This is a genomic window from Halobacillus sp. BBL2006 (assembly GCF_000786645.1).
Classification (GTDB): Bacteria; Bacillota; Bacilli; order Bacillales; family Halobacillaceae; genus Halobacillus.
Map to the genome: position 1 here is coordinate 1 of NZ_JRNX01000319.1, position 8,603 is coordinate 8,603.

At 40.5% G+C, this 8,603-nt stretch carries 10 protein-coding genes; all 10 read right to left on the bottom strand.

Annotation, left to right across the window (positions count from 1 at the left end):
• Positions 1 to 759 (bottom strand): S8 family peptidase (locus LD39_RS10115; protein WP_035545867.1); only part of this gene is annotated, 759 nt, incomplete at its 3' end.
• 196 nt (positions 760 to 955) lie between these two features.
• On the bottom strand, positions 956 to 1,312 hold the full coding sequence (locus LD39_RS10120) for a rhodanese-like domain-containing protein (protein WP_035545884.1): 357 nt from the start codon (positions 1,310 to 1,312) through the stop codon (positions 956 to 958).
• 17 nt (positions 1,313 to 1,329) lie between these two features.
• Positions 1,330 to 1,698, bottom strand: coding sequence for a hypothetical protein (locus LD39_RS10125; RefSeq protein WP_052158807.1), 369 nt, complete (start codon positions 1,696 to 1,698; stop codon positions 1,330 to 1,332).
• 82 nt (positions 1,699 to 1,780) lie between these two features.
• Positions 1,781 to 2,875 (bottom strand): cell wall metabolism sensor histidine kinase WalK, encoded by a 1,095-nt coding sequence (locus tag LD39_RS10130; protein WP_156112614.1) that lies wholly within the window; start codon positions 2,873 to 2,875, stop codon positions 1,781 to 1,783.
• Complete coding sequence (locus LD39_RS10135) at positions 2,865 to 3,551, bottom strand: response regulator transcription factor (protein ID WP_035545871.1); 687 nt, start codon at positions 3,549 to 3,551, stop codon at positions 2,865 to 2,867. The genes LD39_RS10130 and LD39_RS10135 overlap by 11 nt, the downstream gene beginning before the upstream one ends.
• A gap of 16 nt (positions 3,552 to 3,567) precedes the next feature.
• Complete coding sequence (locus tag LD39_RS10140) at positions 3,568 to 4,152, bottom strand: redoxin domain-containing protein (protein ID WP_369793235.1); 585 nt, start codon at positions 4,150 to 4,152, stop codon at positions 3,568 to 3,570.
• Between the two features lie 2 nt (positions 4,153 to 4,154).
• A complete protein-coding gene (locus tag LD39_RS10145) occupies positions 4,155 to 4,910 on the bottom strand; it encodes a cytochrome c biogenesis CcdA family protein (protein WP_035545876.1) in 756 nt (251 codons plus the stop codon).
• On the bottom strand, positions 4,895 to 5,371 hold the full coding sequence (locus LD39_RS10150; protein ID WP_156112615.1) for a hypothetical protein: 477 nt from the start codon (positions 5,369 to 5,371) through the stop codon (positions 4,895 to 4,897). Before LD39_RS10150 ends, LD39_RS10145 begins: the two co-directional genes overlap by 16 nt.
• 337 nt (positions 5,372 to 5,708) lie before the next feature.
• Positions 5,709 to 7,055: a murein hydrolase activator EnvC gene (locus LD39_RS10155; protein ID WP_035545880.1), complete on the bottom strand. Its 1,347-nt coding sequence runs from the start codon at positions 7,053 to 7,055 to the stop codon at positions 5,709 to 5,711.
• Positions 7,056 to 7,109: 54 nt separating this feature from the next.
• The gene (ftsX, locus tag LD39_RS10160; RefSeq protein ID WP_035545881.1) at positions 7,110 to 8,003 is read right to left on the bottom strand and encodes a permease-like cell division protein FtsX; all 894 of its coding nucleotides are present in this window, start codon (positions 8,001 to 8,003) and stop codon (positions 7,110 to 7,112) included.
• Positions 8,004 to 8,603: the final 600 nt, after the last annotated feature.

The following is an 8,603-nucleotide window of genomic DNA, read 5'->3' on the forward strand; positions in this document are numbered from 1 at the left end:
AGTAGCCATAGATGTACCTGAAAGCCTTGCATACTTTCCATCAATATAGGTAGATAAGACATCTACTCCAGGGGCGACAAGATCGATTTGGTCATTCGTGTTCGTAAAGTCAGCCAAAGCGCGCTGATGGTCAATTGCGCCTACCTGAATAACTTCATTATATGCACCAGGATAGCCTAATTCTGGAGTGTTTTCACGGCCGTCACCCTCATTACCTGCCGCACACACTACTGATATGTCATTATCTACTGCTTTCTTAATGACTTGATGGAGCTCTTCAGCATCATCCGGGCCACCAAGTGACATGGATATGACTCGAACTTTTTCACCATCTGGACCGGTCCATTTAATAGCATAGTCAATTGCGTCTATGATCCACTTATATTCACCGCTCCCAGATCCGGTTAAAACCTTTAAAATGAGAAGTTTGGCTTCGGGAGCTACTCCTACTACCCCTTCCCCATTCTCAACAGCTGCTATTGTACCAGCCACGTGTGTACCATGACCATTGTTATCTTGATAGTTGTCAGGATCACTTTCATAATCGGAGGTGAAATTGCGACCATCAATAACTCTTCCATTCAAATCAGGATGGTTCGTTTGACAGCCAGTATCAATGATTGCTACAACACTCCCCTTCCCCCGATCACTATCCACCCACAAATCTTCTGCCTCAATCATCTGGATCCCTTTTGGAACTTCCGACGTAGTTTCTAATACTTGTTCAGTACGATATGGAATCAATTTCATTTCACTCATGCATATCCTCCTCGTAAACGACTTTATTCTGGAGTTCTCTCATGATGAAAGGGAATCTCTACCATAATTATATCATTTGTTTAAATATTCTGAGATATGTACGAGAAAAAAAGGGGATAAAGTCCTGCAATAAAAGAAGCGAAGGTCTTCTATAGACCTTCGCAAGATACTTCCGTACAATCTTACTATCTTTATTTTATATCCAGGCACTCATACCGCCTTTTACATTATAAATCTTTGAGAACCCCTGTTTCCTTAGAATTTTTGCCGCTTTAGCGCTTCTCATTCCACTTTGACAAACTAAAACGACTTCTTTATCCCGGTTCAATTCTTTAGAACGAGTAGCGATATTCGATAAAGGAATGTTTTTAAAAGGTTTACGGTGATTGGATTTATATTCTGCTGGTGTACGCACATCGATAAATTGGCAATTCTTGTTCTTCATAAGCTTTTGAGCTTCTTGCGAGCTGATGTTTTCTACGCCTTTCGCAGGCAGGAACCGACTAAGGATAAAGGCGGCAAGCCCTATGATGATGATCCATTGAATAATCATTTCCACAGAATCCACTCCTATTTTTCACAAATACAAGGGGCGGGGTAATACCCGTTCATTTGAGAAGCCATCATATACCCAATGACCTCGTACCCTTTTCTACGCAGCAAACGTGTACACAAGTTTTTTTCTACATGATCCTCTACAATCAACACTACTTTTTTATTTGGTAGATCGGTGTGATGACGATTAAGGTAAGACAAAGGGATGCAGTATGCTTCGTCTACAGCATCTCTACTAGATGTCTGGTAGTCCCTTGTATCGAGAAGGACCGTATCTCCGCTGACATGGTCTATATTTATTTCTTTTACACCATGTACAGGCGCATATCTATTCATAAAGAACAACAACGTGAGTATAGCGGCACTGACTATAATAGCAATCATTGTTCCACTCCTTACTTATTAATTCTTGTTATACTATATACCCTAATGGGTATAATGTCAACTAAGAAAAATGTCTCCCTAGTCAGCTTGGACTGGAGACATTCGGTAAACGGATAATAAACTTATGGATGTTTCCTTTGCTTTCCAATTTCAATTTACCGTTATGCCGTTCGACAATTTCCTTACTAATCGCTAAACCTAAGCCAGATCCTCCTGTTTCGCGTGATCTGGATGTATCAACACGGAAAAAGCGCTCAAATACCTTATCAATATGCTCTGCAGGGATTGGCTGTCCCGGTCCTTTCACATAGAGGATATAGTCCATTCCTTGCTTATGTCCTCTTAGTTCAACAGTTTCTTTTCCCTCGTAATAATTTAACGCATTGCCTAAAAGGTTAATAAGCACTTGATGAATTCCCCTGCGGTCTATATAAAGGTCTATTGGCTCTACATCTACTATAAGAGAGACTCGTTTCCGTTCGAACTCTAATTGATATAATTTCACAACATGATCGATAAGGTCACTAACCTTCACACGTTCAGGAGTAATCATGGTACCCTGTGAAGTACCATCCCATTCACGTATCCAGTCAACTTGACTCAGTAAATCTGTGATACGCTGCGTTTCTTCTGCTAACGATTGGTATATGCTTGGGTCGCCATCAATCACGCCTTTATTAAGCGCTTCTAGGTACCCTCTAAGGTTCGAGAGTGGAGTTCGCAGTTCATGAGACATATCGCTCAGCATAAGGTTCCTAAGCTCTTCATTCAGTTGAAGTTTCTTATTTAAATCGTTAAAGTGATGGACCAATTGACCAATATCATCCGATTGATCATGAAAATCAATCAACGCTGGATATCTGCCGTTTCGAATTTCTATAACCGATTGCTTCAATTGTTGAATCGGTTTCAATATCGAATGAGTGACTTTCAAGTAAATAAAACTTCCAATGATAATTGCCGCTCCAGAGATGATCCAGAAATAACGGAGCAGATCCACATGAAACCCGCTTTGAGCAGCGTCTGCTATCCCGTTTATATCCCCTACCAACCAACATGCGGTTTGATAGATCGTCAACCCGCTGAACAGAATAAAACCCGTAAGAATGAAGATTTGAATCATCATCAAACGAAGGCGTAAATCGGAAGAAATCAACTGTCTTACCCTATTCCCCAACAAATTTATATCCCATTCCTCTTACGGTTACAATTCGCTGCGGATTCCCAGGTTTTTCTTCAATTTTTCTTCTTAATTTTTTTACATGGGCATCAATTGTACGCGGGAAGATATCTGCATCGGCATGAGGGTGGATATGGTCCATTAAATGCTCACGGGTAAACACCTGTCCAGGATTCTCCATTAACAGATAAAGCATATTGAATTCGTACGTTGTGAGTTCAATTTCTTCCCCGTGCAACAATACCTCCCCTTTTCTCGGTTTAATCACGAGTCCCTCATGGACTATTTTTTGGCAGAGCCTTCCTGTCCGGCGCAGGACTGCTTCTACATGAGCCATCAGCTCTTCCGGACTGAACGGCTTTGTCATGTAGTCATCTGCTCCTATCTTTAATCCGTTGATTTTTTCTTCGGTTCGAGCTTTCGCCGACAGCATGATCACTGCAGGATCTTCAGGGACGTTCTCATTTTTGACCCATTGGCAAAATTCTTCGCCGCTCATACCCGGAAGCATTAAATCCAATATGATTAGACAAGGCACATGTCTTACGTACAACTCTTGTGCTTCTTTCCCACCATAAGCTTGCAAGGTCTCATAGTGCTCACGCTCTAAATAGAGCTTGATGAGGTTGGAAATTTTAGCGTCGTCTTCAACAATTAATACTTTAGGATTCACCGTTACGCCTCATTTCTCATAGTTCTTCATATCGCTGCATCATAATATCATAATTCATCGCGCCAAGTATAACAGATTGCACTCTTCCTTCACCATCTATAAAGACGGATGTTGGTACAGGACCAACCTGGTACTTTGCCATCACTTCTGAATCATGGTCCATTAGAATTGGAAAAGATAAACCGAACTCCTGTACAAAATTGTTCACATCCCCTCTAGCACTCTCCGTTCCAGTTAAGTTAACTGCAAGGATCTCTATGTCGGTTTCATTATAGAATTTCTCCATATCTGGCATTTCAGCACGGCAAGGAGGGCACCAAGTCGCCCAAAAATTGATTAATACTTTTTCTCCCTCATAATCAGATAGTGAAGCTGTTTCTCCATTTAATCGAGTTAAAGTAAACTCCGGGGCTTTCTGGCCTTTTTCCAACCCATTCTGTGGGGTTGATTGCGATTCGCCTTCAGCTACCATTTTCGTACCTGATGATTTTTCCTCAGATGGTGTACTCTCTTGAGATTCCTTATCTGCCAAGTCATAGACAGCCCAGCCAAATAAAGCCGTAATGACCACAATGATGATCCATTTTTTCAACTCGCTCACTCCTAACTAAAAAGTATTGATCCTACATTAGAAAACCAAGTATCTTGTACGAGTCGGAGCAGAATATTAGACAGTCGAGTTAACTGCCCAGTGTACAAAAGCGCCCCCATGACGATCATTAAGCTTCCTCCGACTTTCATGATAATGTGGCTATATCTTAAAATTACACGGGTAGATCCGATAAACCAGGTGAAAAGTAAAAACGGAATGGCAAAACCAACTACATACGTGATCGTGTATAGCAGCCCTTTTGCAGGTTCATTGGCTGCAAGCACTAGAATAGAGGCAAAGATCGGGCCGATACAAGGGGTCCAGCCTGCAGCAAACCCCATGCCTACAAAAACAGTTCCAGCGTAACCCAGGGTAGTTTTAGGTTTAACGGACATCCGCTTTTCCCTCATCAACCATTTGAAATTAATCCATCCGCCGATAAATAATCCCATGACAATGATGAAAATGCCAGCAATTCTCTGCAGGAAGTCACCAGTGCTTCCTATAAACAACCCTTTCATAAGGCTCCCGAGCATCGTAGCTCCAAGACCAAGACTAATGAAAATCAAGCTGATTCCGAGTAAAAAGAAGATAGAATGAAAGAGAAGTTTTCTTCTCACCTTCAAGCTCTTCTCACTCTGGATTTCTTTAACGCTCATTCCAGTTATGTATGATAAATAAGCTGGAAAAATCGGCAATGTACATGGAGAGAAGAAGGATATAATTCCTGCCCCCAATGCGAGCCATAACGTTACGTCTGAGCCCATTTAGAACCCCTCCATTTCTTTATTAGGAGAATGAATAATAACATTGTAAGTAATAGATAGAACGCCATATGCACGCGAATCCCCATAATAGCAGGAACCTCTACAACGATAGAGAGCACACTAGCTGTAGCGATTCCAACCAGTAAAATTTCATGCCAGTATTTTTTAAAGATTACAGAGCTAACGAACAAAAAGAACCACAATCCTATTTCTATAAAGACATCTTCACTATACAAGGTAATAATTGTAAAGTAGTAAAAGAACGAAGACCCCGCTGCTAGAAGAAACATATCATAGTGAAAGCTTCCTTTATCTTTCGTTTTTTTATATTCGTTTCGATAGATGAATAGGATAACTAATAGAGCTAAATAGAACTCAAATGTTCCACTAGGATAAGCGAGCAAGGCAAAAGGATACTCAAATACCATGGGAAATTTCGTAACAAATTTCATGAGAAACATTAAAATAACAAACCTCGCTAGCAGAGATAGGAAAGAAGAAATTCTATCTTTTTTTGTCCTAGCCGAATGGTGCGATGCAAAATAGTAAATAACGATTCCTGCAATAAAAGCTAGAATCCTAGCAAATATAAAGGGAGGAATATGCAAGTTGGTCACCTCCTCTGCACATTTTAACGATTTAATATGAAAATTTGATGAATAGGGTACAGATCTTTATCGGTATAATCAGACAGAATCATAAAGTTTATGAAAGGGGACAAGAGGCTAGCGAAGGAAAAAATAGAAAAAGCAAAAAACACTCTGACTATTAATAGTCAGAGTGTTTTCTCGTCATTTATTATGGCAAGTATTTACGTGGGTTTACAGAATTCGAACGGCTTGGGTTCCAAGAACCTTCATGGATCTCGAAGTGCAAGTGCTTCCCTGTAGAGTCCCCGGTACTTCCCATATATCCTAATAGCTGTCCTCTGGATACGGATTGGCCAGAAGATACTTTCGGTGTGCTTCTCATATGAGCATATAGTGTAGTAAATGTTTGTCCATTAATTTGGTGAGACATGAAGACAACATTTCCATAACTAGAAGAATAGTAGGCACGGATAACTGTCCCATCAGCTGCTGCTCGAATTGGATGCGTACCTCCGCCAGCTAAGTCAATACCAGAGTGCAAGCGTAAATCACCAGTTATCGGGTGTACGCGGTTGCCATACTCTGATGTAGTCGCAGCGTTAGTAGGCCAGCTGAACAATGACCCACTGCTGGATGACTGAGAAGAGCTGCTGCTTGAACTGGAGCTGGAGCTGGAATCACTGTTGCTGCTACTGCTAGACGTACTGGCTGCTTCTGCTTGTGACTTTTCACGCGCTGCTTTTTCTGCTGCGGCTTTCTCTGCTGCAGCTTTTCTTGCTGCTTCTTCAGCAGCTTTTCGTTGACGCTCAATTTCTTTCTTGATCGCCGCCTCTTGTGCAGCTAACGTCTGTTGTTCTTCTTCAATATCCATTTTGTGATTGTGAAGCTCTTCTTCTTCTTGCTCAAGAGACTTCAACAAGTTGTTCTTTTCTTGTTTATTACTATCTAATTGTTGTTTCAATGTTTCAAGTTCTGCTAGTTTATCTTCTAATGAAGCTAGTTCTTCTTCAACTTCTGCTTTCTTCTTCTCTACAGCATCTTTGTCTGCTTTATGCTGCTCAAGAAGTTCTTTATCCTGCTCTGCAATCGTGTTTAGGCTCATGACTCGCTCAAGAAAATTCCCAAAGCTTTCTGCACCCATCAAGACATCTATGTAATCAATGGCTCCACCATTTTGATACATCGACTTGACACGATCCTTCAACAATTCGTCTCTTTCTGCAATTCGTTCTTCAAGAGCCTTAATTTCTGATTTAAGCTCTTCAATATTTTGTCGAGTTTCTTCGATTTCGTTTTCTTTTGTTTTAATCTTATCAGTTGCTTCCATGATCTGTTTGTCCAAACGTTCGATTTCAGCACTGACGCGTTGTTGATCTTCTTTTACTTCAGCAATTTCTTGCTCTGTTTTCTGTTTTTTATCTTCAGCTGCTGACTGCTTGTCCTTATTTTCGCTCAACTTGTCTTTCAAGTCTTCAGCGAAAATCGGACTTGCAGTTGACAGCCCTGAAAGCAAAAAGCTAACGGTTAAGGCGGCCACTAAAACTTTAAATTTCAATCGTTCTTCCTCCCCCAACTCAAAAGTTTCTTTTCTGTATATAAGCTCTGATTCTTATACTTTCAAATACTTCCTGATCGACGTGAAACTTCCCCATAAACCGATAATGACTCCCATTAAAATGAGAATACTTGAAACTTCAAAAACAAACGGATATACCGGCAGTAAATCGATGAATAAAGTCGGATATCGAGTTGTTATTTCTGAATAGAGATAATCGTATCCGAAAATGACCAATGCAATTGGAATGACGGAACCTAAAATACCAATCAAAATGCCTTCGAACAAGAATGGCCAGCGAATGAACCAGTTCGTCGCTCCAACCATTTTCATGATTTCAATCTCTCTTTTACGAGCAACGATTGTAATACGAATGGTATTTGCAATCAGAAACATTGCTGTAAATAACAAACCAGCAATGATGGCAAGGCCAACATTCCTAGCCATATCCATAACGTTGAACAAACGCTCTACCGTTTCTTTGGCATATTCAACTTTTTCGACATTTTTAAAGTCTTCGATGGATTGGGCCACTTGGATGGTATCCTGAGGATTTTGAGCTTTGACAATAAACACATCATTGAGGGGGTTTTCGTCTTTCAAAGATTCAAAGACTTCTCCCTCGTTTCCCAGACTATCAATCAATTGGTCCAGTCCTTCTTCTTTAGACTGAAATTCTACACTTGATACTTCAGATATATTTCCTATCTTTTCTTCCAACTGTTCTTGACCTTGTTGGTCGGTAGTTCTGTCTATAAAGACACGAACTTCGACATCTTCTTCGATTTGAGTTCCGATGTCATTTAGATTAAGAAGTAAGGTGGCAAATACTCCTACCAGCAATAGTGTAACGGTTACAGCTGATATAGAAGCTACGGACATCCAGCGGTTCCTCGTCAAGTTCTTTACGCCTTCTTTACCGTGGCGGCCGAACGTCTTAAATTTCATACTGGGAGTCACCTCTTGTTTTCAACCGTTCAATGATTTCTGTATATTTTTTATCGTCTCGGTCGTTCTTCATGACACCGTAAGATGTAAAACTGCGGTGATGCATATTAAATCACTTCCTACTAAACACTCATTTTGTTGATCTATGATGTAAAAATTATGTAGTCTTTGTCGTATGTTGCGATTACCCTAATAATTATAACAAATAAATTCGCTAAATAAAGACAAATTATTATTACATTTGTGTTTCATCTCTTTACACAATCGTGACAAATGGTGTCGAATTATGGGTTTTTTCAGTGAAATAAGCTTGTCACGTGTAAAGACAGGATAGACTCATTTGCAAAGAAATGTTCCTTCATCACTTGCTCTTGAACTTTCTTATTCCATTAAAGCTCCCGATTGTTGAAGACTCATTTTCGAGACTTTTTCATGTTTCCGTTGCCTTGGATACAAAAAGGAGGGCCGGGAAATCCCTCGCTTTCCGTGGGCGGGCGCTGAGCCTCCTGATATGAACGAAACTAGCCCCTTACCCGATTAATCTACGATTTTACGGGTAAGGGGCTAGTTTCGTTCATTATAACTCGGACTTCGTCCTCC

Bases quoted from the DNA above. Each gene is read 5' to 3' on its own strand.
- LD39_RS10120 (WP_035545884.1), bottom strand. From the start codon at position 1,312: ATGATTATTCAATGGATCATCATCATAGGGCTTGCCGCCTTTATCCTT.
- LD39_RS10125 (WP_052158807.1), bottom strand. From the start codon at position 1,698: ATGATTGCTATTATAGTCAGTGCCGCTATACTCACGTTGTTGTTCTTT.
- LD39_RS10145 (WP_035545876.1), bottom strand. From the start codon at position 4,910: ATGGGCTCAGACGTAACGTTATGGCTCGCATTGGGGGCAGGAATTATA.
- LD39_RS10150 (WP_156112615.1), bottom strand. From the start codon at position 5,371: ATGTTTCTCATGAAATTTGTTACGAAATTTCCCATGGTATTTGAGTAT.
- ftsX (WP_035545881.1), bottom strand. From the start codon at position 8,003: ATGAAATTTAAGACGTTCGGCCGCCACGGTAAAGAAGGCGTAAAGAAC.